The sequence below is a fragment of the Paenibacillus antri genome (genome assembly GCF_005765165.1).
GTDB lineage: Bacteria > Bacillota > Bacilli > Paenibacillales > YIM-B00363 > Paenibacillus_AE > Paenibacillus_AE antri.
This window is the reverse complement of record NZ_VCIW01000040.1, coordinates 1-24980: the sequence shown is the minus strand read 5'-3', so window position 1 is coordinate 24980 and position 24980 is coordinate 1. Positions and strand designations below refer to the sequence as shown.

Here is a 24980-nt window from a genome sequence, read left to right as displayed (position 1 = left end):
AAAGCATCTAAGCGTGAAGCCCCCCTCAAGATGAGATTTCCCTGCTTGAAGACCCCATGTAGACGACGTGGTTGATAGGTTCGGGGTGGAAGCGCGGCAACGCGTGGAGCTGACGAATACTAATCGGTCGAGGACTTATCCAACATATTCGGAGTGTACAATTGTTTCGCATCCAGTTTTCAGGGAGCAACCCCTGAACTATATAGGTTTGGTGATAATGGCGGAAGGGAACCACGCGTACCCATCCCGAACACGAACGTTAAGCCTTCCAGCGCCGATGGTACTTGGACCGCAGGGTCCCGGGAGAGTAGGACGTCGCCAAGCCGAGAAGCAAAGAACGCCTCTAGATCGAGCCATCGATCCGGGGGCGTTTTTTTTGCGTATGCTAATGGATAACGATAAGAAACCCTTCGCCCAGCGGCGAAGGGTGTTGTTTTCAAGATCGGATCGATTGGGTTCCTTCTTACCCGGTGGAGAATCCGCCGATATAGGCGTACCGGATTTCGCGAACGACGACTTGGAGCTTCCCGCTCGGAACGTCAAAGGTGAGCGGACGGTCCGGGGTCGCGAAGAGCAGTTGTCTGCCAATCGGAGAGAGGAATGAGATGCGATTCATATCGGGGTCGCTCTCGCTGGGATACACGACGGTGAACGACTCTTCGAAGCCGTCCTCTTCGTAATAGACGTTCGCGCGGCTGCCGATGAGCACGATGGACTTCAGCCGTTCGAACAGCGCGTCGTCCTCCTTCTCCAGCAATTCCACCAAGGTGTCGGTGTACCGCCGGATCGACTTTTCGATGAGGGCGCGTTCCGCGTCTTGCAGACCGGATAGATAATTATCGAAGAATGCAGGATACTGCTCGTCGAAATAAACGAGTTGATGGATGAAATGCTCCCGAGTGGCGGTGACGGCGCTTAAACTAGGGCTCATAGTACGTGTCACCCCCCACTTGTTTTTCCCAACCTCGCTTGATCGCGTCAATGCTTGGCATCGAAATCTCCTCCTTAAAGAAAATAAAGCCCCGGTTAAAGGGCTTTCATCCATTGTATCACGGTTCCAGATGTTGGTCATCCGAAACCGGTAATTTTCACAGGATTGTTGTTGCGTATAGGGGCATTTTTATGTAACATATGGTGTTAAGTATTCTTGTTTCTACTCTCTTCGGATAAGGTGGATTACGACGTGACGAATGGACAAGCAATGGAAAACCTGAACGGCAAGCAGTATGTGCAGAACGTTTACGAGACGGTGTTAAAGAGAAACCCGGGCGAAACCGAGTTTCATCAAGCGGCGAAAGAAATCTTCACATCTTTGATTCCGGTTTTCGAGAAGTTTCCGATCTATAAGGAACTGAACATCCTTGAGCGCATCTCCGAGCCTGAGCGTCTGATTACGTTCCGAGTGCCTTGGGTGGACGATCAAGGCGTCGTCAAGGTGAACAGAGGCTTCCGCGTACAATTCAGCAGCACGCTCGGTCCATACAAGGGCGGTTTGCGATTCCATCCTACGGTTAACGCCAGCATCATCAAATTCCTCGGCTTCGAGCAAATCTTCAAGAACGCTCTCACAGGCCAGCCGATCGGCGGCGGCAAGGGCGGCTCCGACTTCGACCCCAAAGGCAAATCCGACATGGAGATCATGCGCTTCGCGCAAAGCTTCATGACTGAGCTCTACAGACACATCGGTCCGGACATCGACGTACCGGCCGGCGACATCGGCGTCGGCGCGCGCGAAATCGGTTATATGTTCGGTCAATATAAGCGACTTCGCAACGGGAACGAAGCCGGCGTTCTCACGGGCAAGGGCATCGGCTACGGCGGCAGCTTGGGACGTAAGGAAGCGACGGGCTACGGCACGGTATACTTCGTCGACGAGATGCTGAAGGCGAAAGGCATGGATTTCGAAGGCCAGACGGTCGTCGTGTCCGGTTCGGGCAACGTGGCCATCTACGCGATCGAGAAGGCGCATCAGCTCGGCGCGAAGGTCGTCGCTTGCAGCGACTCCGGCGGTTTCATCTTCGATAAGAACGGCATTAATCTGGATACGGTACGCAGACTCAAGGAAGTCGAGTACAAGCGGATCAGCGAATACGTGAAGGAGCACCCGCATGCGGTGTACACGGAAGGCTGCGAGAAGATCTGGGCGATCCCTTGCGATATCGCGCTCCCTTGCGCGACGCAGAACGAGATCGACGAATCGTCCGCGAAGCTGCTCATCGTGAACGGCGTGAAGGCGGTCGGCGAAGGCGCGAATATGCCTTCGACGCTGGAAGCGATCGACGCGTTCCTCGAGGCGGGCGTTCTGTTCGGTCCGGCGAAGGCCGCGAACGCGGGCGGCGTGGCCGTGTCGGCGCTCGAGATGTCGCAGAACAGCATGAGATTTTCGTGGAGATTCCACGAAGTCGACGGCAAGCTGCACGAGATCATGAAGAACATCTATCGCGAATCCGTGAGCGCGGCCGAAGAGTTCGGCGTGCCGGGCAATTACGTCGCGGGCGCCAACATCGCCGGCTTCCGCAAAGTCGCGGACGCGATGATCGCCCACGGCGTGATCTAAGGCGTCGGATCGCCCCTTGCCTGTCCAACGGGCCTTCGACTGTGATATGGTAAGAGGAACGGGTACAGGGCAGAAGGGGGATTCGATTTAGATGACATTCGCGGATATTGTAACGTTCGGCGAGACGATGGCGCTGATGATGCCGGGGCAAGGCAAAGGAATCGAACACGCGAAGACGTTCGACAGCTCCTTCGGGGGAGCGGAGAGCAATCTCGCGATCGGCCTGGCGCGCCTCGGCGCGAAGGCCGGGTGGTTCGGGCGGCTCGGCGACGATCCGCTCGGCCGCATGATCCTGAAGGGAATTCGGGGCGAGGGCGTCGACGTGTCGCGCGCCGCGCTCGTCGAAGGCGAGCCTACGGGGTTAATGCTGCGGGACGTGACATGGGGCCGCTCGTCGGTGTACTACTACCGCAAGCTGTCGGCCGCAAGCAAGATGACGCCGGCGCATCTCGACGAGGATTACATTCGGCAGGCGAAGCTGCTCCACGTGACCGGCATTACGCCGGCGCTGAGCGAATCGTGCCGGGAGACGACGTTCGCGGCGGTCGACATCGCCCGCAAACACGGCGTGAAGGTAAGCTTCGATCCGAATCTTCGGCTGAAGCTGTGGTCGATGGAGGAAGCCCGCCCGGTGCTGCAGCGGCTGGCCGAGTCGGCAGATTATTACTTGCCGGGGTACGACGAGCTGCAGCTGCTCTACGGCACCGACGATTTCGACGCGATCATGGGGGAGCTGCGCAAGCTGAAGGCGATATCGATCGTGAAGGGCGCCGGCAACGAGACGCTGATCGTCGAGAAGGATCGAATCGATCGCGTTCCGTTCTTCCCGGTGAAGCAGGTCGTCGACACGGTCGGGGCCGGAGACGGCTTCTGCGCCGGCTTTCTGTCGGGCATCGTTCGCGAGCAGAGTCCAATCGAGGCCGTGCGCCTCGGAAGCTTGATCGGCGCGATGGTCGTCCAAGGCGCCGGCGATTGGGAGAGCATCCCTCCGCTCGCCTTGGTCGAAGCGGAGCTCGGAAGCCGCAAGCACGTCGAAAGATAAACATTTCATCCGCGCCGCGCGCGACTACATCGCTTCTTGTTCCGCCTCCGCCGCCGACTTCGTCGGCGGCTTCTTGCGTTTACGGAACAACATCAGCAGGAGCGCCGGCAAGCCAAGGTGAAAAGAGGCGGAGACGGGCGTCCAGTAGCGATCGAAATCGAAGATCTGCAGCGCGTTGCGGAAGCCGTATAACGCGATCGCGAGCGCGGCCGCCATGGCCGCCGTCGCGACGAGCCCGAGCTTCCACTTCGGGACGATGCGAGCGATGCCGTTCGCGACGATGTATAGTCCGAAGCTGGCCTTCACGACCATCGCGGGGAGCCAGATGCCGATCATCGGCAAATCGAGCCGGTCCAAGAAGTCGGTCAAGCGCACCTTTCGGATCATCTCGTAATTCGGGTAGAACGTCCGCATGGGGATTTCCACCCCCAGCGTCATGACGACCGAAAACGTAAGGACGAGGAGCAAGAACCACCCGAGCGCCAGGGAGAACAAGCTGAACTTGGTCGTCCACGTGCGATACTTCGCGATCATGAAGGTCCCGACGGCTTCTCCCATATAGGAATATAGATGGGAGCCCCCTTCGAATACCTGCAGCGGCGTATGCTGGAAGACGGGGAGCAGGTTGCCGAGCGCGAGAGTGGAGCTCAGGAAGACCGGAAGCAGCAAGACGAGCAGGATTAGCATCGGTTGCCACAGCTGACTCATGCGCGCGACGGAGAGCTTCCCGTGCCGGGCGGCGGCGACAAGGCAAAACGCCAGGCAAACGGCGATGACCGTAATCGGCGTGACCGTCAGCAGCGATACTTTCACGAAGTCGGTCGTCGCGCGCGTATCGCGGACGAGCACGCCGAAGAAGAAGAGGACGCAGATCGCGACGACGAGCCGCCCCCAGAACGGGGAGGCGGCGATAAGGCCGTCGAAGAGATCCTTCCGAGGGAACCGGGACGCGAGCATCGCGAATAACGCGACGGCGGCCAGGCCGTAGCCGAACGCCGGCAGGAAACCTGCCCAAAAGTCGCTCTCCAAGTCGCGAATGACGAGGCTCGGCTTGCTGATCAACGTGCTGTCCAGAACGAAGGCGCATCCGATCATGAGGACTTGGGATCGAGACAAGTTGTTGTTCATGGTTCCAACTCCTTCTCCGGAATTCCGATAGGATACGTAATGGTTCCGGGGTGCTGGAAGCGAAGTCGAACGACGACCTCAATTTCAGCCCTGCCGTAGATGCTGCGCCAATCGCTCTTCAGGCGGCGCCAATCGGCGGGTCTATGCCGGTACAAGTGCATGCCGAGCCCGATCGGGTCGGAGCCGGCTTCCTGCGCGACGGCCATCGCCTTGCGCATGATTCGTTCCATACTCTCGTCGACGGCACGCTCCAGCGTAGCGATGGACGAGGCGTTCTCCGAGAAGCGGTAATCGGACCCGTTCTCGGACGCAATCATCTCGCCGTCGAGCGCGATCCGAAAGGTCGGCGTCGCGCCGCTTCGAAGCAATTCGACCGAGACGTCGTACGACGTGATTCGCAAGGAGAGATATCCGCTTCCCTCGGGCGCCGGGATCGTAACGACCGGCTGCTTGGCTTGGTTCAATGCATACAGCATGCCTCTGGCCGTATCGCCCGTAAGGAAGGCAGCCGCTTTATCGTCCTTGAACAGGGCGACGCCGGACAGGCTCGCCTCTTTATTTTTTAATTTCCCTTCGCCCTTGCTCTTCGTCATCATGAACGGCAAGTAGGGATCGATCCCTTCTTGGAGAAGGGCGTTGACCGTCGTCTCCACGCTGACCGGCCGCTTGTACGACAGCGTGACGATCTCCCGAAACAACTCGGCGGGTATCTTCTCCATGGTAGGCGGTACCTCAAGCAGCGCCTCGCCCCGCCCCTTCGTCACGAACAAGAACGCCGACATTCGGTTTTGCGGAATGCGCCCCATAACGTCCAACACTTCGGCGATGCCGTTCTTAGCTAAATCTTGCCCGAAGATAAGCACCCTGCGATGGGAGTAATTCAAGGTTCGAGACAACGACTGCTGCTGCAGCGCCGTGACTTCGCGCCCGGTTCGGCCGACGGCCGATTCGGTATGCCAAGGCTTCGTGCCCGCCGTACCGCCTCCTCCCCCGGAGGAGCCGGCGCCGCCCATCTGTCCCGGCAACGGAAACTGCACCGTCACCCGGATGTTGCCGTCTTCCTCCAGATCGACGGCCGATGCCGAGACGAACGCGATATCGTTGATTTCTCTTCGGTCCCAGCAGCCGGTCAGCATCGCGAACGATAACGCGAAAGCAACGCATATCGGAATGCGCCGCATCCGCCCACCTCCTTCACGGAAATTTCAACTCCTCCGCCGCTTCTCCTTCGCGGCCACCGAAGGCCTTCGCTTCATGAGATACCAAGGGACGCGCACGACGATATCCTTCAGCTCGCTGCGCCTAAGGGGCGCGACGCCGGTCATGTACGGCACGCCGAAGGACGTAAGGTTGCATAAGTGAACGGCTATGAGAATCGTTCCCACGACCATGCCGTACAGTCCGAACATGCCGGCGAGAATCATGAGCGGAAATCGGAGCAGCCGGATGGCGATCCCGAAGTTGTACCGCGGAATCGTGAAGGAGGCGATTCCCGTCATGGACACGACGATGACCATCGGAGCGGACACGATCCCCGCCTGCACCGCCGCTTGCCCGATGACCAAGGCGCCGAGGATGCTGACGGCTTGGCCGATCGTCTTCGGCAGCCGTACGCCGGCTTCTCGCAGCGCTTCGAAACTGAGCTCCATGATCAGCGCTTCGATGAGAGCGGGGAACGGGATCGACTCCCGCGCGGCGGCGATGCTGAGCAGCAGACTGGTCGGCAGCAGGTCGTGATGAAACGTGATCGTAGCGACGTAGATGCCGGGAAGAAACAGCGCCAGAAACAGCAGCCAATATCGTAAATGCATGACGAAGCTGGCGAAGGTGAACTTCTCGTAATAATCCTCCGCCGAATGTAGCATCTGCCAAAAGGTGACGGGCGCCGTCAGCACGAAGGGGGTGCCGTCGATCAGAATCGCGAAGCGGCCCTCCATCAACTGTGCGGCGACGATGTCGGGACGCTCGGTATACATGAGCTGCGGGAACAAGGAACGCGGCCGATCGGTGATCATCTCCCCGATATAACCGCTTTCCAAGACGACGTCGAGGTCGATCGCCTCGAGCCGCTTGCGCGCCTCGCGGAGAACCGTCTTCCGAGCGAGCTCGGCATGATACCCGAGAACGACTCGCGTCTGCGATTCCGATCCGATAAGGAATTGTTCGAATTTGAGCTTCGGCGTCCGTATTTTATTCCGCAGCAGCGCGAGATTCGCATCGATGCGTTCGATGAAGCCTTCCCGCGGTCCGCGGATAACGGCCTCGGTGGCGGGTTCTTTGATGCCGCGGGCGAGCCGGCTCGGGAGTCCGAACGCGTAGGCGATCGGCCGACCCGCGACGAAGAGGACGACCTTGCCGAGGTACGCCTCGTTCAACGCATTTTCGAACGAATCGACCTTCTTGCCGGACAGCGCGCGAAGCGCGACGTCTTCGAAGGCGGCCGCGCGAAGCGCTTCGATCAACTGCTCCTCCAAGCGGTTTTCGTCCGCGGCGCCCTGAAGATAAACGAGCAGGCCGTCGGCGCCGTCCGCGTCCGCGACGTTCCGGAACGAGACGTCGACCGCTGGGTACATCTCGGATTTGAGCGCTTGCTCGATACCGTTCAGCGGCTGCGACAGCGTCTTATGCGTCAACAGAATCCCTCCTTCGCATATTTTCCCATGCAGGAAGGCATTTCATCCTGAAAAGTCACGCCGAAAATTATTAGACTAACGGTCTAATTAAGCATATAATATAGAAACGAGGAAAGGCGGTGTCCGGCATGGCGACGTTCATGAGAGCGGCCACGCAGAAGAAGCGGAGGCGCGTCATCGATACGGCGGTCCGCTTGTTCGTGGAACGAGGGTACGAACAGGTGTCCGTCGACGAGATTATTCAGACGGCGAACATATCCAAAGGCACCTTCTACCATTATTTCGAAAGCAAAGAAGAGCTGTTGGCCGAGCTGACGACGGCGCAGATGGACATCGTCGAGCGGTGGGTGCAGACGTCCCCCGCGCATGTCGTCTCGCTGGAAGGTCATATCAATCGATTGTTTCTAGACTTAGCGTCTAATTATACGGACATGCCGAAGGTCATTCGCAGCTTGACGGCGGTCGCCATGAGCAACGACAACGTCCGGCGCAAGCATGCGGAACAGCTCGGCGCATTGGAGGCGGCCGTCATGAAGTGGCTGCCGGATCGCCGGAAGTCGGAGCTGATCGTGACGACGTATTTCGGCACGCTGAACGTATGGGCTTACCAGGAAGACGCGAGCTTGATCGCCATGCTGCAATCGAATTTGTCCGCGGCGTGGGCGGGGCTTCGCGCAGCCGAGCTGCCGGAGCCGCTCGACATTACGACGAACGAGAAAGAGGGATATCGAATGAAAGTAGCGATAATCGGCGGAGGATTGGCGGGGTTGACCGCAGCGGCGTACTTGTCGGAGCAGCCTTCCGTCGAAGGCGTGCTGTACGAACGGAGCCCGCAGCTGGGCGGCCGGGCGTTCACCTACGAGAAGGCCGGATTTACGCTGAATTACGGGGCGCATGCGGTATACGGGATCGATCGGCACGAGCTGTCGAATCTCGAGAGCGAACTCGGCCTCTCCTTCGGCAGCAAGCAGGTCGACAAGCGGAAGGTCGTCTACGCGAAGAACGAAAAGCTGACCCCGGCGCCGCTCGACGCCATGAACTTGATGAAGACGGACCTGCTTCCGTCGTCGCAGAAGGTGCGGTTCGTCGCGGAGATCGCCGCCATTATCGCGAACATCCACAATATGAAAAATTACCGAACGCTGGGCGATTACTTGGCGGAGTCGGACAGCGGCGAAGACTTGAAAGAGCTGTGGGAGCACCTGGTCTGCTCCAACTTCTTCATCGCGCCGTCGGACGCGCGCAACGTGCCCGGACCCGTGATCGGGGAATATTACCATAACCTGTTCCTCTCGAGCCGTCCCGTCAACTACGTGCTGGGCAGCTGGGCGGTCATTACGAACCAACTGAAAGGGAAGATCGAGTCTTCCGGCCGGTGGGGCATCAAGCTGCAGGAAGCGGTCGAGGAAATCCGGTATGAAAATCGGAAATATAAGCTTCGCTCCAAGAACGGCGAAGACGAATTCGATCGCATCGTCTTCGCGATGCCCGTGCAGCAGGTCGTCAAGCTGCTTCGCGGCACGCCGTGGGAGCCGTTCCTCGCCGACTACGAAGGTGCGACGCCGACGGAGGTCATGGTGTACGATATCGGCTTAAGCGAAGTGGTAGCGCGTCCGTTCTCGTACATCAGCGATATGAACCGCAAGCTGTTCATCAGCGACGTATCGGCGACCGACCATACGGTCGTGCCGGAGGGCGGCCAGCTGCTGCAAGGCATCGCGTACCTCAGCGATCAATTCGAAAGCGAGGAGCACCGCAAGAAGTACCTCGACGAGAAGACGACGCAGATGGAAGATATGTTCGATATGCATTACCCGGGCTGGCGCGAGAAGGTTGCGGTGAAGCGAGTATCGAAGAAGGCGATGGTATCGAGCGTCAAGAACGTCGTCTCGAACCGTCTGCTCCCGGTACGGATGGAGCATGTGCCGTTCTACTTCTGCGGCGACGGCTGCGAAGGGAAGGGCGAACTGGCGGAGCGCGCGTTCTCGAGCGCCCGCGCCGCGGCGAAGCAGCTGATCGCGGAAGCGCGGAAGGAAGAGCTTCAGCTCGTTCGATAATTCGAAAACAAGCGGGAACAAGGGAAGGGCCGTCCGCAGCGTTCGGGAAGAACGTTGCGAACGGCCCTTGTTCCATTAGGCGAAGAACGCCGAGTAGACCCAGTTACCGCCCCAGACGGCTATTCCGGCTAGAATATTAAGCCATCCCAATAAGAAGGCGTATTTCCCTTCCCTGGGCATGTTTGACGCCTTTAACCGCTTGGCGTCGATGGTCAATATCAACGCGCCCGTCGCGAGAAACAAGAATACGACGTACTGGAAATATCCGCTCTCGGATTGATACATCATTAGTCTCCTCCTCCGCGAAGCTGCGGCTTACTGCGCCTTCTGGCCGACGCGTCGAATGTCGAACGTGACGTTCACTTTCACGTCCATGTCCTTGAACGCGCTCTGCCAACGAGCCTTCGTGCGAATATGCCGATTCCAATAGGCCGGCTCATGCGCCCTTATATATTCGCCGTACCCGAATATATCCGATTCTTTCTTCTGCATGTACCGAATGAATGTTACGTACCGATCGCTGAAGCGGTCGGATAGATCCTTCCCGATTTTCTGCAAATCCTCCTGCGTGTTTAGATTGCCTTTGCCTTGGTCCGAAGCCTCCGTCAGATTGCCCTCCAGAAATACGGTCACTTCCACCGCCGGACGGCCGTTCTTGATGTAGGCGCGCGTCTTCGACCGCCGATTCGAGACGCGAAACATCGCGGTCTCCTCGGAATCCGGGATCCGCACATAAGAGGAATACCCGCCTTGCTCGCTTCCGCTGAGACCCATGAATAAGCCGACTTCGAGGGGCTGCGTCACGCCGACGAGCTTCTCGCCCTTGAAGTAAGCGAGACCGGACAGCCTGACGTTGTTTTTCTCCTGTAGTTCCAAATAGGGCAGGTTCGCCTCCTGGCCGAGGCTGGACATCTTGATCCAGAAGCTCCCGATCGGCTCCATCGGGTATTTGCCCATTTGCACCGCGTGATCCATCGTCGATAGCAAATATAAAGCGGGCACCCGCTCCAGCTGCGGGGCGGTCCGCATATATTGGGCCGCCTCTTCTTTCGAGACGACGAGCCAGGCCAATCGGCGCACTTCCGGGTTCCGTCGCAAGTAATCGCTTAAATTTCCGGTTCCGCGGCGAGCGTACTCTTCGGACATGACGATGACTCGCAGATGGCCGAAGAACATCCGGTCCGCCACCTCTTGCTGCATCGACTGCAACGCCTCGTCGATCGTGTAGCCGTACGATTCCAACACCCAGACGGGATTGCCTCCGCCCGAGGAGCCGCCGCTGCCGCTGCTGCCGCCGGGGCCGAGGGGGATGCGGCCGGGGACGGCGATTTGGGCCGTGACCCGCACCGTCTTCCCTTCCGGCACGGGAATGCTGTGCTCGGATTTCCTATTTTTACTATTGACCATCGATTCCTTCTCCACCACTTCGGGATCGGCGGCATCGATGGCGATCGAGAGCACGACGGCGCGTTCCTCGATCTCGAGTCGATCCCAACAACCGGTAAGGAGCAGCAGCGCGGAGACGGAGAGAATCGCGGTAACGAGAGTTCTCATGCGGCTTCCCCCCGAAGCCCCCGCAGCGCCGCGATCAGCAACAGCGCGCCGGGGTACAGCAGCGTAAGGATAAGACCGATGCGGCCGACGATCTCGATCACCTGGTACAGGTTCAGCACGTTTTCCGGAAGCATGGCGATCAGAAACACGAACGGGAGCATAAAGAACGTGAATGGCTTATGGTCTTTCAACCGCAACAGCTCGTTCATGTTCCGAACCGTCAAGAAGTAACTCGACAGCAGCGTCGTAAATACCGCCGTGACCCATACCGACAAGAACGCGGCGTCGAGCCGCTCGAGCACGTTGGCCGGCAGCGCCGTCGTCTTGGCGAGCTCCAGCGTCGGCCACAGCAGGTTCTTCGTTTCCATCGGTCCGAAGACGGCGACGACGGCCACGACCAAGAGCAAGTACAATCCGCCTGCGATGCCCATGCCGAAGACGCTGGCGATCATCGCTTTCTTCGGCCGGCGCATGAACGGGATCACGGTCGTCATGATGAAGTAGCCTTGGAACAGCGCGGCGATCGTGAATACGCCTCCGAAGAAATCCGGTCTGCGATTGCCGAAGATCGGCATCAGGTACAGCAGGTTGGAGTTCTTCAGCGACAAGCCGGCGATGATGAGGGCCGGGACCAAGACGACGGGCAGATAGAACATGTGCATATAGGAAAAGGAGCGAACATCGGCCCGCGCGGACAATGCGGCGAGCAGCAGCATAACGAATACGGTCACCTCGATCGGGGTGTTCTTCAAGACCGACGTGACGACGACGGTGCCGAACTCGCGGGCGGCGAGAGCGGTCAGCACGGCGAAGAACGCGATAATCAGCAGCGTCATGGGAGCGGCCAGCCACTTGCCGATAATGCGTTCGCTCAGCTCGGGAAACGTGAGCTTCGGGAATCGCATGCCGAGCATGGTAACGATGACGAGACCGACGCTCGCGATGCTCATGGCGACCACCGTCGCGAAGGGGGCGCCCGATTCCGCCGCCGTGACGGCGAACAACGGCAAGGGCAGCACCCCGACGCCGACGATCGTGCTAACGAGAATCGAGGTCGCTTGAACGACCGTGATCACTTTCTCCGGTTTCATCGCTCTTCGCCTCCTTCTGTTCATCGATAGCTTTCGGGTCCATTACGTTACGGGTCGCCGCCCCTTGGTTGTCGACGGTCCGTTGACCTACGCGGCTATCGTCCTTCGTCTGAAGCAAGGAAGGACGCTTCTTCATCCACCACAACGGACCGCGGATGAGCAAGTCCTTCAGGCCGCTCATATTGCCGGGCACGGCGGGCGTTAAATACGGAACGCCGAACGACTTCAAGGACAGCGCGTGGTTGCCGATCAGGATGAGGCCGACGACGATGCCGTACAGGCCGAACATACCGGATAAGAAAATCAACGGGAAGCGCAGCATCCGCAGCGCGAACGCGGCGTTGTACGCCGGCGTCGCGAACGAGCCGATCGTCGTTAGCGCGATGACGACGACCGTGATCGGGCTTGCGAAGCCCGCGGACACGGCCGCTTGGCCGATGACAAGGACGCCGACGATCGAGAGCGCGCCGCCGACCTGCTGCGGCAGCCGAATCGTCGCTTCCCGGAGCACCTCCATCGAGATTTCCATGATCAGCACCTCGACGACGGACGGGAACGGCACGCCGGCTCGCCCGCCGGCGACCGCGATCGCGAACTCCGTCGGGATGAGCTCGGGGTTGAACGAGATGATCGCGACATACAGCGACGGCGTAATCAGCGAGAACAACAGCGCGATGACGCGCGCCAAACGGGAGAACGAGCCTTGCAGGAAGCGGGAGGAGTAGTCCTCCGACGATTGGTAAAACTGCACGAACACGGTCGGGCAGATCAAGGCGAACGGAGATCCGTCCACAAGGACGACGACGCGGCCTTCGATCATCTGTCCGACGGCGCGGTCGGGCTTCTCGGTGTTTTGGATTTGCGGGAACGGCGACCAATGGTTGTCCTCGATCAGCTGCTCCAAGAAGCCGGAGTCGAGAATGCCGTCGATATCGATGTTTTGCAGCCGCCTCGTCACCTCTTTCACGAGATCGGGGTTGACGATGCCTTCCAGATAGCAGACCGCGACCTTCGACTTGGTAATGCGGCCGACGCGAATGATCTTGATACGCAAGTCCGGCGTCGGCAGCCGGTAGCGGAGCAGGCCGAGATTGAAAATAAGCGGCTCGATGAACCCCTCTCTCGGACCTTGGATCGTCTGCTCCGTAGGCGGTTGGACGATCGAGCGCTTCGGGACGTTCGGCGAGCCGATGACGAACGCTTCGTCCACCCCGTCCACGGCGACGACTGCCCGTCCTTGAAGGACGGCGTCCAAGACGAAATACACGTCCGCGGACAGCACGCACTCGCCGTGAATCAGCGCTTCTTCGGCGATGACCGCCTTCAGCCGCTTCGAATCGATATCGGCGTCAACCAGATGCAGAGGTCCCTGCATGAGCGGCTTCAAGATGTCTTGGTTGATGTTCTCTTGATTGGACAAATCCGAAAAGTAAAACAAAGCGGCGGGCGTCCGCCCGAACACTTGAAACCGACGAACGATAAAGTCGTCCGTTTCGTTAAGCAGGTTCTGCACGATTCGGATCGTCTCGTCCAAGGTCGTTGGCAGCTTCTCGCTCGCATAATCTTCCAGCGTGCGGTTCGGAGACGGAGAGTTCCGACGGGACATAGGGATCGAATCCTTTCTCAACGTTAGCGAGTCGGAAATACGGCTTGTCTTACTATTTTCTCGAAAATGCCATTTCATGCAGGACGTGCATAGTTTTTCGAACCCGAGGGGATTTTTATGGTATCGAAGAGAAGGTGGGAGCCCTATGTTTCGAAAGCCGGGAAGAAAAAACGCCGCCTCGAAAAACGAGAAGATGCTGCGGGAGATCGACCGTCGCAGCTCCGAGTCGCTGCAAGCGATGGCCGAAGTGGCGTTGTCGGCCGAGCTGGACGCGAACCTGAACCTCATCAAGGAGACGCTCGGAGACAGCGCCGACGTCATGGTGCGGCGGTTCCGCATCGGCGCGCTGTCGCGAACGGCGGCGCTCGTATTCGTCGACGGCATGGCCGACGCCACGACGATCGACCGATATGTCTTAGAACCGGTGATGCGAGCGGAATCGACCGAGGCGGGCGATCCCGTCGCTTGGCTGCAGGCCGCAGGGCTTCCGGTCAACGAAGTCGCCGTCGTCGAACGGCTCGGCAAAACGCTGCACGCAATATTGTCGGGAGACGCCGCCTTGTTCGTGGAAGGCGTCGCGTCGGCATTGCTGCTGAATACGAAAGGATTCGAGAAGCGGGGCATCGAGGAGCCGCGGTCGGAGGCGGTCGTTCGAGGACCTCGGAACGGCTTCGCGGAGACGATCCGGATGAATACGGCGCAGATCCGCTTAAAGTTGAAGGACCCGAACTTGCGGATCAAGGGCCTTAAAGTCGGCCAGCGCGGGAATACGAGCGTCGCCGTTACGTATATCGAGGGCGTGGCGGATCCTCATATCGTGGACGAAATCGTCCGCCGGATCGAAAAAATCGACATCGACGCGGTCCTCGACAGCGGGTACATCGAACAATTCATCGAGGATACGCATTGGACGCCGTTCCCGCTCATCCAAAATACGGAGCGTCCCGATAAGGTCGTATCGAATCTGTTGGAAGGGAAGGTCGCCATTCTGTGCGACGGGTCGCCCTTCGTGCTGATCGCGCCTGCGGTGTTCAACCAGTTCTACCACAGTCCGGAGGATTATTACGAGCGGTACCTGATCGCGACGCTCATTCGACTCATCCGCATCATTTCCATGGGGATGGCGGTGCTGCTTCCGTCCCTGTACATCGCGTTCAGCTCGTTCCATCCGGAGATGATCCCGTCCCGGCTCGTCATCGCGATGGCGGCGGGACGATCCACGGTGCCGTTCCCGTCGATCGTCGAGGCGTTCCTCATGGAAATCACGATGGAAATTTTGCGGGAGGCGAGCGTGCGACTGCCGGGGCCGATCGGTCCAACGATCGGCATCGTCGGCGCGCTCGTCGTCGGGCAAGCGGCCGTCGAAGCCGGCATCGTCAGTCCGATCATGGTCATCGTCGTAGCGCTCACGACGATCGGTTCGTTCGCGTCGCCGAGCTATAGCGCCGCGATCGCGCTGCGGATGCTTCGATTTCCGATGATGGCCGCGGCCGCGATGTTCGGGTTGTACGGCATCATGCTGTTCCTCATCCTGATCGTCATTCATCTGTGTTCGCTCAAGTCGTTCGGCGTTCCGTACATGGCGACCTTGACTCCTTTCCGGAGGAAGGACGTCAAGGATTCCTTCTATCGGGCGCCGCTGTACCGCATGAAGGAGCGGCCGACCTTTTTCGTTCCGGGCGACGCCACGCGCATGGGAGAGCATTCGAAGGGGGACGACTCATGAACCGGAAGCCTGCGGACCGGCCCGAAGCCGTCATTAGCGCCAGGCAATCGGCCTCCATCGTCGCCAGCACCATTATCGGCGTCGGCGTGCTGACGCTCCCGCGCGGCGCGGCCGAATACGCGAAGCAATCGGGATGGTTTTCGGTCATCCTTGGCGCGCTGGTCGCAATGATCGCGGTCGCGGTCATCACGATTCTCTCCAGACGGTTTCCGTATCGCGGCATCGTCGCCTACGGCGCGGAAATCTTGGGGCTTGGGAAGGGGAAGACGTTCGGAAGGCTCGTTAGCGTCCCCCTTCTCCTGCTGTATGTCGTGTCATGGGGATTCAGCACGCTTATCGTCGCGCGCATGTTCGGAGAAGTGGTCATTACAACCGTGCTGACCCAGACGCCGCTCGAGGTCGTCATTTCCACGATGCTGCTGACGGCGTATATCCTCACGCTTTACGGCATCGAAGTCTTGGCACGCGTCAACGAGATGCTGCTTCCGATCATCGTCGTCCCTGTGCTGCTGATCGCCATCTCCTCGTTCCAGAGTGCGCAACTGTATCACTTGTTTCCGTTGCACGAAGGGGTGGATCTGACGGCGTTCCTCAGGGGCATCATCGTCTCGTCGTTCGCCTTCTTGGGGTTCGAGGTGATGACGGTGTTTTCGGAGTACGTGCAGCAGAGCGATAAGCTGCTCCGCGCCAACCTGGCGGGCATCGCGATCCCCGGAGGGATTTACGCGCTGATCGTCTTCTCCGGCATCGCCGTCTTCGGGGTGGACGAACTGCAGCTGCTCGCCTGGCCGACGCTCGAGCTGGTGAAGGTGACGGAGGTGCCCGGGTTGATCTTGGAGCGGATGGAATCGGCGTTCCTCGGCGTGTGGGTCGCGGCCGTATTCACGACGACGGCAACGATGTATTGCGCCACGACGCTATTGATTCATAAGATGTTGGGGCTTAAAGGGAAGAAGCCGTATCGCATCATCGCGACGATCTTGCTGCCCGTGTTCTATTGGCTGTCGCTGCTGCCGCAAAACATTCATGCGCTATTCCAATATCAGCATTACTCGGGCATGCTCGGCGGCGTCGCCGCGCTGCTCATCCCGCTGCTGCTCCTCGCGGTCGCGATCGTTCGCGGCAAGGGGATCAAGGGAGGGGGAGGACCATGAGCGGGGCGGCGCGATGGCTGCGCCTTCTGTTGCTGATCTCCTTCGCGCTCGCGCTCGCGGGATGCTGGGACCAGCGGGAGATCGAAGAGCGGACGTCCGTCGTCGCGATCGGAGTCGACCGGGACGAGACGGATCCGAAGCTGCTCTCCATCTCCGTGCAAATTCCGATTCCGATCAAGATCGCCGGATCGTCCGGCGGCGGGGGCGGCTCCGGCGACCCGGTCCGGGTGATGCGCGCCTCCGGCCGAACGATGATCGAAGCGTTCAACAACCTCCAGCGCCGAGTGAACCAGCAGCTGTTCTACGGACATACCCGCGTCATCGCGATCGGGGAGGAGATGGCGAAGAACGGGCTGGACGAAGTGATGGACGCGTTCCGACGCGATCCCCAAATCCGGCGGCTGCTCTGGCCGATCGTCGTGAAGGGGAAGGCGGTGGAGCTGCTGCAGACGAAGCCGGAGCTGGAGCAAATCCCTACGGTGTTCCTGATGTCGCTGATCGAGAACGGCGCGGAAACCGGACGAATCCCCGACGTCAATCTAGGGAAGTTCTACATCAATTTATCGTCGAACTCCGAACATCCTTTCCTGAACTATATGGAAGTCGGACCGACCGGGGTGCGATGGGCGGGTATCGCGGTGTTTAAAGAGGACAAGATGCTCGGGACGTTGGACGACCAACAGACGTGGAGCTTCATGCGCATCGCCGAGCGTCAGAACGGCGGACCGATCGTGTTCCCGCACAAGGGGAACGAGGACGAACTGCTGTCGTTCACGACGGACACGACGAGGGTGGACGAAACGTACCGCCTCGAGAACGGGCGCGTGCAGGCGAAGTTCACGGTGTACGTCGAGGGCGATCTGATCGCGAAGTCGTTCGATACCGACTTCTCGGGTCCGTCCCAGATCGCGGAGCTGGAGCGAGGAGCCGAACGATACTTGGAAGAAGAAGCCCGGAAACTGATGGATACGCTTCAGAACGAGTACGACGCGGACATTCTCGGCGTCGGAAGCAAATTAAGAGCGTACCACCCTCGCATCTGGAGGGAGGTTCGCGACGCCGATTATTTCGCGGAGGCGGACATCAAGGTGAATTACCGGGTCAAGCTGCGCCGGACCGGGATGGAGATGGAGTAAGATTTCCCATTCCCTTCGCCAGGGGGACGTTTTATAATGGGGACAGGCGAGGGGAACGCCGTACGCTGCCGAGGAGTTATGCCTTACGAGACAGCTAAGCGACGAACATCTGATAGACTTGTATCTGATGGCGAAGAAGCTGGAGCTTGAGGAAGCGTTTCTGCGAATGATCATCGACGAGTTGAAGCGCAGAGGGATCGAACCGACGGAACTGGAATGAAAGCTTTCAATACTCGTACCGGCGTTTTTCGTTAAACCGCCTACAGAATATGTGAGATACACCGTGCCGGCGTCGAGCTTTCGACACCGGTCTTTTTTTATTCTCGGTTCGCGCGACGGTGGTATAATGGGAGGAGGCAGGTCTGAGAAGAGACGGAGGAGGCGGTTCGGCATGTTCAGCGAGGTGCCCGGCGGCGTATGGTTCGCCGGCTTCGTGATTCTGGCGGCGATCACATGGATGACCATATGGGCCACGAATAAGGGGTATTCGAAAAAGTGGGACGAGGAGTAAACGCCGCGAGGCCGGCGTTCTGGCACGAAGCGATCGCCAATATGCGCGTGGACGTGTCCGTAGCCGCTTACACGAAGGTGTCGCCGTCCTGGCGCGATACCGATTATACGCCCGACTTCAATAAGCTGTATTTCATTCTCGAAGGGACGGGGTACTTAAAGATCGGGGACGCGGAATACGAGCCGGCGCCGGGGCAGCTGTTCTGGATGCCGCAGGGGGTGCGGCAATCGTACGGAGCCGCGGAGGGCGAGCCGTTCGGCAAGCATTGGTGCCACTTCACGGCATACGTCGGGGACGAGCCGCTTCCCCGCGTGCTGGACGTTCCCGACTTCGTCGACGTGCCCGAGGCGGAGCGCCCGCGGCTCGCGGCGTCGTTCGAGCGGCTGGCGTATTGGCGCGGGCGAACCGAGCTGTCCGCCGCGATGCGGGTCCGTTCGGAGCTGCTCTCCATTCTGGCGGCATATCTGGAGCTCGGCGGCGGGACGAAGGTGCGGACGGCGAGGTCCGGCGCGATGGCGAAGATGGACCTCGTGCTGCGCTTCATCGACGAGCATCTGACCGAGCCGTTGTCGGTGGAGGAGCTGGCCGCGCTGGCGCATTACCATCCGAATTATTTCATTCGGTCGTTCAAGCGGACGACGGGGTTTTCGCCGATCCAGTACATCAACCGCCAGCGCGTCGAGCGGGCGAAGCGGCTGTTCGCGACGACGGAGCTGAACGTGTCGGAGGTGGCGGACCGGTTCGGGATGGAAATCTCGTATTTCTCCCGTCTGTTCAAGGAGACGACGGGATTTACGCCATCGCAATATCGAGAGTGGATGACATAAGCAAGAGGCTGCCCGCGCGCGGGCAGCCTCTTCTTGTATCGCTTACGGGTAGAACGTGCTCTCCTTCGTCGTGGTGGAGCACCACCGCGCGTACGTCAGCTCGTGCAGCAGCGCTTCGTTCGCTTCGGGCGTGCCGATGTAGCGCAGCGCTTCGGCGGCGTGGGCGCGGACGTAGCGGTTCTCGTCGTCGAGCGCGAGGACGAGCGCCGGCACGGCCGCGGCCGCGGCGGAGCCGAGGCGCGCGAGCGAGAGGCCGGCCGTGAAGCGCGTCTGCGCGTCGTCGTCGGCGAGGGCGCGGGCGAGCGCCGCGACGGCGTCGCCGACGTGCGCGCCGGCGGCCGGGCCGATCAGGCCGAGCGCCTCGACGGCCGCGCGCCTAACGCGCGGCTCGGCGCGCCCGAGCGCGTCGACGAGCGCGGGCACGGCGCCGGCGGCGAGGCCGCGAAGCTCGCCGAGCGCGAAGGCGCCGCGGGCGGCGGCCTTCTCGTCGGCGCTCGCGAGCGCCTCGCGAAGCGCCGGCACCGCCGCCGCCCCCGCGACGGCGAGGCCGTACGACGCGGCCCGGCCGGCCGCGCCGCCGGCGAGCAGCGCGCCGGCGAGCGCCGCGATGCCGCGGTCGCCGCGGGCGGCGAGCTCGTACGCGGCGTTCAGCGCGTCCGGCTCGTCGTCGCCCGCGAGGCGCGCGGCCGCGTCGGCGACCGCCGCGTCGTCCGCCGGCAGCGATCCGGCGATCGCGCCGACCTCGCCGCGCAGCCAGCGCCACGTCTCCTCCCAGAGGAGATCGTGCCTGGCCGGCAGGGCGTCGACGGTCGCGGGCGCCGACCACGCGGCGTCGCGATTGTCCCACGACGGCGCCGTCGGCGCGCTCGTGCGCATGAACTCGAACTTCAGCATGTAGCGCGGCTTCCCGAGCACGTTCGCCGTGGAGCGATGCCAGATGTCGTAGTGAATGAGCAGGAACGTGCCCGCTTCGCCGGCCGCCAGCGCCTCGCCCGCCGGATCCTCCGTCTCGAAGACGCGCGTTTCGTAATTTTGGGTGCCCGGCAGGAGGCCGGTCGGTCCGAGCTCGACGGGCGTATCCTGCGGGAAGTACATGATCATCGCCCACCACGGATGGTGGTTACGCTGCTTCTTGTATCCCCAGTAGCTGTCCTTGTGCCAGCCGCCCGGCTTCGGGGTCGCGTTGAAGTGGCCGTGGCGATGAGCGTGCAGCATATAATTCGGGCCGAGCACGCTCGTCAGCGCCCCGGTGACGGCCGGATGGTCGAACACCTTCCGCAGCTCGCGGATGCGAGGCAGCAGGTTGTTCCCCGGGTTGCCCTCTTCCTCGTACACTTTGTCGAGCTGCGCCGTCAGGGCGTCGTGGAACGACTTCGGGAAATCCGTCTTCAACAACAAATATCCGTCCGTCACAAACCTTCTCATCTGTTCGTCGGTCAACAAGACCGGTGGGTTGATCGTCATGCGCGTTCCGCCTCCCGCGTTTCGAATTCAGCTTCATTATAAAGACAGACCGGAACCGCCGGCATGCATGAAACTAAGGTGGATTTGCACAAAGTTAAGCAGAAGGAAACCGTTTTCGTAAAAAACATCAAAAAATCGGAAAAATCAACAAGGAAAAAAGCATTGACCCGCGCTCCGGCGAGTGATAGAATCAGAAAAATTTACGTGAAAATCAAAGAAAGCAGGGATGAACTCAGAATGGCTACGTATTACACCGAACCGTCGCGCACGTTCAGCGAGTTTTTACTGATTCCGAACTTAACCACGAAGGCGTGCACGCCCGCGAACGTCAGCTTGAAGACGCCGCTCGTCAAGTTCGCGAAGGGCGAGCAGCCGGCATACTCGCTTAACATTCCGTTCGCCTCCGCGGTCATGCAGTCGGTCTCCGACGACCGGATGGGCGTCGCGCTCGCGCGCGCCGGCGGCATCTCGTTCATCTTCGGCTCGCAGCCGATCGAAGAGCAGGCGGGGATGGTCCGCAAGGTGAAAAACCACAAAGCCGGCTTCGTCGTCAGCCGCTCGAACCTGACCCCCGACGACACGCTGCAGGACGTGCTCGATCTGAAAGCGCGCAACGGGCACTCGCACTTCGCCATCACCCACGACGGCACCCCGAACGGCAAGCTGCTCGGTCTCGTGACGAGCCGGGACTACCGCATCAGCCGGGACGCGACGGACAAGCCGATCCGCTCGTTCATGACCCCTTTCGAATCGTTGATCGTCGGCCGCTCCGGCATCACGCTCTCCGAGGCCAACGACCTGATTTGGGATCATAAGCTGAACGTGCTCCCGATCGTGGACGAGCGTCAGCACCTCGACACGCTTGTCTTCCGGAAGGATTACGACGCGCACAAGGAGCACCCGTACGAATTGCTCGACGCGAACAAGAGCTACGTCGTCGGCGCGGGCATCAACAGCAAGGATTACATGGACCGCGTGCCGGCGCTCGTCGAAGCGGGCGCGGACGTGCTCGTCATCGATTCGTCGGACGGGTACAGCGAGTGGCAGCGGGAGACGATCGAATACGTGAAGGCGAACTTCGACGTAAAGATCGGCGCGGGCAACGTCGTCGACCGGGAAGGCTTCCTGTACCTGGTCGAAGCGGGCGCGGACTTCGTGAAGGTCGGCATCGGCGGCGGCTCGATCTGCATCACGCGCGAGCAGAAAGGGATCGGGCGCGGACAAGCGTCGGCCGTCATCGAGGTGGCGGAGGCGCGGGACGAATACTTCCGCCGGACGGGCGTGTACGTGCCGATCTGCTCCGACGGCGGCATCGTGCACGATTATCATATTACGCTGGCGCTCGCGATGGGCGCGGACTTCGTCATGATGGGCCGGTATTTCGCCCGATTCGACGAGAGCCCGACGCGCAAGCTGAAGATCGGCAACAACTTCGTGAAGGAGTTCTGGGGCGAAGGGTCGAATCGCGCGCGCAACTGGCAGCGGTACGACACGGGCGGCAAGAGCGGGCTCATGTTCGAGGAGGGCGTCGACTCTTACGTGCCTTATGCGGGTCCCCTGCAGGAAAACATGGACAAGACGACCGCCAAGATCAAGTCGACGATGTGCAACTGCGGGTCGCTCACCATTTCCGAGCTGCAGAAGAACGCCCGCATCACCCTCGTATCGGCGACGAGCCTCGTCGAGGGCGGCGCGCACGACGTCATTCTGAAAGACAACAGCGGCTTGTCCGGGGAATAACCGAAACGGCGGGCGCCGGATAAGCTTCCGAGGACCTAGGGTCCCCGGAAGCGTCCGACGCCGAATCAACCCGATCGGGCGACTCGCCGGTATAATCGCTCCACCTTGCGAACTTGCGCTCTGATGTTATGCTCCCGGACCACGACCGAGCGGGCTTTGGACGCCATCGCTCTCCATTTCTTTTTCGTCCTCAGCATCTTCTTCATCTTTCTGGCAAGGTCTTTCGTATCGCCTTGTCTGGCGACGTATCCGGTTTTGTTATGCCGGACCAGCTCCGGGATCGCGGAATGATTCGTCGTCACGACGGGGAGCCCCGACGCCATCGCTTCCACCAGAGTATTGGGGAGTCCTTCCTGGTCGCCGTCTTTCGCCGTTCTGCTGGCCAGCACGAAAATATGCGCCTTCCGCAGCATCCTTCGAACGCCGCGATGCGAGAGCATGCCTTCGAACCGGACGGACGATTTCAGACCGCGGCGGCGGACGAGCTTCTTCAGCCTGGACGCTTCGGAGCCTTTGCCTACGATGATCAACCGGGTGTTCGGGTACTTCCGATGGACGAGAGCGAACGCTTTGACCAAAATATCCATACCCTTCTTGGGGACCAACCGGCCGATGGAGAGAAACGTTGCCTTGGCCCCCTTCCCCGGCGGTTTAGGCCGGCGAAAGGGGAATTTCCCGAGGTCGATCCCCGTCTTGACGACCCGAATTTTGCCCGGAGGACAATGAAGCCGAACGAGTTTCCTCTTCATATGATGCGAAACGGTCAGAACCAGCGCGCTGTGCCGAAACACGGAACGCAGCTTTCGTCTGTATTTCTTCTCCCTTAATTTTTTAGAGACGTCTTTCCCGTGAAACGAGGTGATCATGGGGATATTCGTCTTTAATTTGTAGGGAAGGATGCGTACCGCCGTGCTGCCGAAATAAGCGTGGATGACGGCCGTTTTTTTCCGTTTCAGAAATCGGGGGACGTTCCCGACCTTTCTTAAATTATAGATGCGGGGAAAAGGAAACCGAGCCCGATACTTCACTTTATCCGCCAAAATATAACCCTTGAATCGCTTGATATGCTTAATTCGTTCGTAGATGAACGTTTCCGTCGGATTCAAGTAGGTGTTCTTAACGTGGGCGACGACGCTTCTACGAGGGCTCATGTTCTCACCTTCCGGTATACGCGGTTGATTTTTCGCGTGACGCTGCGCCACGAAAAGGCGGCGACCGCCCGTCTGTAGCCCGCGGTTCCCATCTTTCTCGCGAGCTTTCGATTCTTCAATAATTTGTCGATATACCTCGCCATTCGCTTCGCATTTCCGGGTTGCGACACGAGATAGCCCGTTACCCTGTGTTTTACGACCTCGGGCACGCCTCCGCGTCTCGTCGCGACGACCGGGACGCCGGAAGCCATCGCTTCCAGATTGACGCGGCCGAACGGTTCCTTCCATCGGGAGGGACAGACGAACACGTCGGCGATCGCGTAAAATTCCGCGACCTTGCCCGGTCGAACGAAGCCCGTAAAGCGGACGCCGCGTTTCCCCAACGTACGTTTCGCTCTTTTTTCGATACGCTTGAAATAGGGGTCTTTCCTTGTCCTTCCGTGATCCGAACCGCCGACGACGACGACCGCCAGATTTTTGTGCTTTTTCTTCAGGATGCGGCAAGCCTCGATCAACGTGTCGATGCCTTTCTTCTTATCGATTTTCCCGACGAACAACACGACCTTCTTCCCTTGCGTATTCCATTTTCGCTTCAGCCTGGCGACTCGCTCGGGATGATTCCACTTCATAATGAATTTACCGGGATCGATCCCAAGGTGAACGGTAATGATTTTGCTCGGTTTGACGCGGCGAAACCGACGAATGGCGTCCCTGCGGGTGTAATGGCTGTTCGCGATGAAGAAATCGGTTTTTCGAATTCCTTTGCGCCATCCCGGTCCTTTTTTCTCGCCGAGCTCATTGTGAAGATTTAATACGTACTTCGATTTCGGAGAAACCTTGTGGAGTTTCTTGACGAAATGAGGGCGGTTAAACGTATGGATGATCGGGTAGTAGCTCTTCTTAATGATCTTCCGTACTCGTTTAATATAGTTTTTCTTTTTTACCCGAACGACGCGGATCTTCCGACTGTAGGAGGAGGCTCCGGATCCGGCTCTGGGACTGAAAAGAGTAATCCGATGCCGGCCAGCCAGACGGCGGACGATTTCATCGATATAAATTTGTACCGCTCCCCCTTGCACCGGAGGCACGGGACGGGTCTCCGGCGCGACTATGGCGATTTTCATGATTTCTCCTTTCTTGTTCCCAAAGTTGAGGAAGATGGAACATGGACATTCGTTGGATTCCGTACTATAAATCTTATTCAAGCGAAACGGAATCCGAGTAGACGATTGACCCGTATTAACACGGAACTTAAAGTGCTAGTCCGCTCCATAACCTGAAAATATTTCCAATATCGTCCCATAAATACGAATAAATGTTTGCATTATGAGAAAAATTAGGGTAGATTATTAGAGTGCTTTTGGAAAATTATTCTCTTGGGGTGGGTTATGGACCGCAAACAAACGAAACTCAATTGGGTCGTCGCGGGGCTGCTGCTCGGCCTCTTCGTCGGCGCGTTGGATCAGACGATCGTCTCCACGGCGATGCCGACGATCATGACGGAGCTGGGCGGGTACGAGTATTACGTCTGGGTGTTCTCCGCTTACATGATCGCGACCGTCATCGCCACGCCGATCTTCGGCAAGCTGTCGGACATCTACGG

At 59.6% G+C, this 24980-nt stretch carries 20 protein-coding genes, 2 rRNA genes and 1 pseudogene; 12 read left to right on the top strand and 11 right to left on the bottom strand.

Translation table 11 applies throughout. From position 1 onward, the window contains the following. Together FE782_RS31360 and rrf are read left to right on the top strand one after the other, a co-directional pair. Window positions 1-143 (top strand): 23S ribosomal RNA (locus FE782_RS31360); the annotation flags it as partial. Between the two features lie 64 nt (window positions 144-207). Further along, a 5S ribosomal RNA gene (gene rrf, locus FE782_RS31355) occupies window positions 208-324 on the top strand. A gap of 139 nt (window positions 325-463) precedes the next feature. On the opposite strand, the gene FE782_RS31350 is transcribed toward rrf, so the two are convergent. Continuing rightward, window positions 464-931: a GreA/GreB family elongation factor gene (locus FE782_RS31350; protein WP_138198280.1), complete on the bottom strand. Its 468-nt coding sequence runs from the start codon at window positions 929-931 to the stop codon at window positions 464-466. 270 nt (window positions 932-1201) lie between these two features. On the opposite strand from FE782_RS31350, the gene gdhA reads away from it, so the two are divergent. Further along, entirely contained in the window at window positions 1202-2557 is a 1356-nt protein-coding gene (gene gdhA, locus FE782_RS31345) for an NADP-specific glutamate dehydrogenase (protein ID WP_138198284.1), read from the top strand. Between the two features lie 91 nt (window positions 2558-2648). Further along, complete coding sequence (locus FE782_RS31340; protein ID WP_138198279.1) at window positions 2649-3599, top strand: sugar kinase; 951 nt, start codon at window positions 2649-2651, stop codon at window positions 3597-3599. Window positions 3600-3623: 24 nt separating this feature from the next. Here the strand turns inward: FE782_RS31340 and FE782_RS31335 are convergent, their stop codons facing one another. From FE782_RS31335 to FE782_RS31325, 3 genes are read right to left on the bottom strand one after another with little or no spacing between them, the layout of a single operon-like run. Beyond that, window positions 3624-4727 (bottom strand): GerAB/ArcD/ProY family transporter, encoded by a 1104-nt coding sequence (locus tag FE782_RS31335; protein ID WP_138198278.1) that lies wholly within the window; start codon window positions 4725-4727, stop codon window positions 3624-3626. Further along, complete coding sequence (locus FE782_RS31330) at window positions 4724-5908, bottom strand: Ger(x)C family spore germination protein (protein WP_138198277.1); 1185 nt, start codon at window positions 5906-5908, stop codon at window positions 4724-4726. The genes FE782_RS31335 and FE782_RS31330 overlap by 4 nt, the downstream gene beginning before the upstream one ends. Before the next feature lie 24 nt (window positions 5909-5932). Continuing rightward, window positions 5933-7360: a spore germination protein gene (locus tag FE782_RS31325; protein WP_238392730.1), complete on the bottom strand. Its 1428-nt coding sequence runs from the start codon at window positions 7358-7360 to the stop codon at window positions 5933-5935. Window positions 7361-7488: 128 nt separating this feature from the next. Here FE782_RS31325 and FE782_RS31320 point away from each other — a divergent pair, with 128 nt between their 5' ends. Continuing rightward, window positions 7489-9417 (top strand): FAD-dependent oxidoreductase, encoded by a 1929-nt coding sequence (locus tag FE782_RS31320; RefSeq protein ID WP_138198276.1) that lies wholly within the window; start codon window positions 7489-7491, stop codon window positions 9415-9417. A 75-nt stretch (window positions 9418-9492) separates the two neighbouring features. Here the strand turns inward: FE782_RS31320 and FE782_RS31315 are convergent, their stop codons facing one another. Genes FE782_RS31315 through FE782_RS31300 form a run of 4 tightly spaced genes read right to left on the bottom strand, consistent with a single transcriptional unit; the run spans window position 9493 to window position 13668 of the window. Beyond that, entirely contained in the window at window positions 9493-9705 is a 213-nt protein-coding gene (locus FE782_RS31315) for a CLC_0170 family protein (protein ID WP_158299630.1), read from the bottom strand. Window positions 9706-9732: 27 nt separating this feature from the next. Further along, window positions 9733-10971, bottom strand: a complete 1239-nt coding sequence (locus FE782_RS31310; protein ID WP_138198274.1) for a Ger(x)C family spore germination protein — start codon at window positions 10969-10971, stop codon at window positions 9733-9735. After that, window positions 10968-12062: a GerAB/ArcD/ProY family transporter gene (locus FE782_RS31305; RefSeq protein WP_138198273.1), complete on the bottom strand. Its 1095-nt coding sequence runs from the start codon at window positions 12060-12062 to the stop codon at window positions 10968-10970. The genes FE782_RS31310 and FE782_RS31305 overlap by 4 nt, the downstream gene beginning before the upstream one ends. Continuing rightward, entirely contained in the window at window positions 12010-13668 is a 1659-nt protein-coding gene (locus FE782_RS31300; protein WP_138198272.1) for a spore germination protein, read from the bottom strand. Before FE782_RS31300 ends, FE782_RS31305 begins: the two co-directional genes overlap by 53 nt. Window positions 13669-13813: 145 nt before the next feature. Between FE782_RS31300 and FE782_RS31295 the strand changes: the two genes are divergently transcribed. The 5 genes and pseudogenes from FE782_RS31295 to FE782_RS31275 all read left to right on the top strand — a co-directional run bounded on the left by FE782_RS31295 (window position 13814) and on the right by FE782_RS31275 (window position 19022). After that, window positions 13814-15394, top strand: a complete 1581-nt coding sequence (locus FE782_RS31295; RefSeq protein ID WP_202914648.1) for a spore germination protein — start codon at window positions 13814-13816, stop codon at window positions 15392-15394. Continuing rightward, window positions 15391-16548, top strand: a complete 1158-nt coding sequence (locus FE782_RS31290) for a GerAB/ArcD/ProY family transporter (protein WP_138198271.1) — start codon at window positions 15391-15393, stop codon at window positions 16546-16548. The genes FE782_RS31295 and FE782_RS31290 overlap by 4 nt, the downstream gene beginning before the upstream one ends. Beyond that, complete coding sequence (locus FE782_RS31285) at window positions 16545-17684, top strand: Ger(x)C family spore germination protein (protein WP_138198270.1); 1140 nt, start codon at window positions 16545-16547, stop codon at window positions 17682-17684. Before FE782_RS31290 ends, FE782_RS31285 begins: the two co-directional genes overlap by 4 nt. Before the next feature lie 100 nt (window positions 17685-17784). After that, a pseudogene (gene sda / locus FE782_RS31280) lies at window positions 17785-17904 on the top strand (sporulation histidine kinase inhibitor Sda); the annotation flags it as partial. A gap of 275 nt (window positions 17905-18179) precedes the next feature. Further along, window positions 18180-19022 carry a helix-turn-helix domain-containing protein gene (locus FE782_RS31275; RefSeq protein ID WP_138198269.1) on the top strand — a complete coding sequence of 281 codons (843 nt, stop codon included), beginning with the start codon at window positions 18180-18182 and terminating at the stop codon, window positions 19020-19022. Between the two features lie 42 nt (window positions 19023-19064). Here FE782_RS31275 and FE782_RS31270 read toward each other — a convergent pair whose 3' ends face one another. Beyond that, on the bottom strand, window positions 19065-20486 hold the full coding sequence (locus FE782_RS31270) for a HEAT repeat domain-containing protein (protein ID WP_138198268.1): 1422 nt from the start codon (window positions 20484-20486) through the stop codon (window positions 19065-19067). Window positions 20487-20723: 237 nt separating this feature from the next. Between FE782_RS31270 and FE782_RS31265 the strand changes: the two genes are divergently transcribed. Next, a complete protein-coding gene (locus FE782_RS31265) occupies window positions 20724-22226 on the top strand; it encodes an IMP dehydrogenase (RefSeq protein WP_138198267.1) in 1503 nt (500 codons plus the stop codon). 65 nt (window positions 22227-22291) lie between these two features. Here the strand turns inward: FE782_RS31265 and FE782_RS31260 are convergent, their stop codons facing one another. Together FE782_RS31260 and FE782_RS31255 are read right to left on the bottom strand one after the other, a co-directional pair. Then, a complete protein-coding gene (locus tag FE782_RS31260) occupies window positions 22292-23377 on the bottom strand; it encodes a glycosyltransferase (RefSeq protein WP_138198266.1) in 1086 nt (361 codons plus the stop codon). Further along, the gene (locus FE782_RS31255) at window positions 23374-24501 is read right to left on the bottom strand and encodes a glycosyltransferase family 4 protein (protein WP_138198265.1); all 1128 of its coding nucleotides are present in this window, start codon (window positions 24499-24501) and stop codon (window positions 23374-23376) included. The genes FE782_RS31260 and FE782_RS31255 overlap by 4 nt, the downstream gene beginning before the upstream one ends. 264 nt (window positions 24502-24765) lie before the next feature. On the opposite strand from FE782_RS31255, the gene FE782_RS31250 reads away from it, so the two are divergent. After that, the coding region (locus tag FE782_RS31250) for an MFS transporter (RefSeq protein WP_138198264.1) at window positions 24766-24980 on the top strand (215 nt) is incomplete at its 3' end.

Bases quoted from the DNA above. Each gene is read 5' to 3' on its own strand.
- FE782_RS31350 (WP_138198280.1), bottom strand. From the start codon at position 931: ATGAGCCCTAGTTTAAGCGCCGTCACCGCCACTCGGGAGCATTTCATC.
- gdhA (WP_138198284.1), top strand. From the start codon at position 1,202: ATGGAAAACCTGAACGGCAAGCAGTATGTGCAGAACGTTTACGAGACG.
- FE782_RS31340 (WP_138198279.1), top strand. From the start codon at position 2,649: ATGACATTCGCGGATATTGTAACGTTCGGCGAGACGATGGCGCTGATG.
- FE782_RS31335 (WP_138198278.1), bottom strand. From the start codon at position 4,727: ATGAACAACAACTTGTCTCGATCCCAAGTCCTCATGATCGGATGCGCC.
- FE782_RS31330 (WP_138198277.1), bottom strand. From the start codon at position 5,908: ATGCGGCGCATTCCGATATGCGTTGCTTTCGCGTTATCGTTCGCGATG.
- FE782_RS31320 (WP_138198276.1), top strand. From the start codon at position 7,489: ATGGCGACGTTCATGAGAGCGGCCACGCAGAAGAAGCGGAGGCGCGTC.
- FE782_RS31315 (WP_158299630.1), bottom strand. From the start codon at position 9,705: ATGATGTATCAATCCGAGAGCGGATATTTCCAGTACGTCGTATTCTTG.
- FE782_RS31310 (WP_138198274.1), bottom strand. From the start codon at position 10,971: ATGAGAACTCTCGTTACCGCGATTCTCTCCGTCTCCGCGCTGCTGCTC.
- FE782_RS31305 (WP_138198273.1), bottom strand. From the start codon at position 12,062: ATGAAACCGGAGAAAGTGATCACGGTCGTTCAAGCGACCTCGATTCTC.
- FE782_RS31300 (WP_138198272.1), bottom strand. From the start codon at position 13,668: ATGTCCCGTCGGAACTCTCCGTCTCCGAACCGCACGCTGGAAGATTAT.
- FE782_RS31295 (WP_202914648.1), top strand. From the start codon at position 13,814: ATGTTTCGAAAGCCGGGAAGAAAAAACGCCGCCTCGAAAAACGAGAAG.
- FE782_RS31290 (WP_138198271.1), top strand. From the start codon at position 15,391: ATGAACCGGAAGCCTGCGGACCGGCCCGAAGCCGTCATTAGCGCCAGG.
- FE782_RS31285 (WP_138198270.1), top strand. From the start codon at position 16,545: ATGAGCGGGGCGGCGCGATGGCTGCGCCTTCTGTTGCTGATCTCCTTC.
- FE782_RS31270 (WP_138198268.1), bottom strand. From the start codon at position 20,486: ATGACGATCAACCCACCGGTCTTGTTGACCGACGAACAGATGAGAAGG.
- FE782_RS31265 (WP_138198267.1), top strand. From the start codon at position 20,724: ATGGCTACGTATTACACCGAACCGTCGCGCACGTTCAGCGAGTTTTTA.
- FE782_RS31260 (WP_138198266.1), bottom strand. From the start codon at position 23,377: ATGAGCCCTCGTAGAAGCGTCGTCGCCCACGTTAAGAACACCTACTTG.
- FE782_RS31255 (WP_138198265.1), bottom strand. From the start codon at position 24,501: ATGAAAATCGCCATAGTCGCGCCGGAGACCCGTCCCGTGCCTCCGGTG.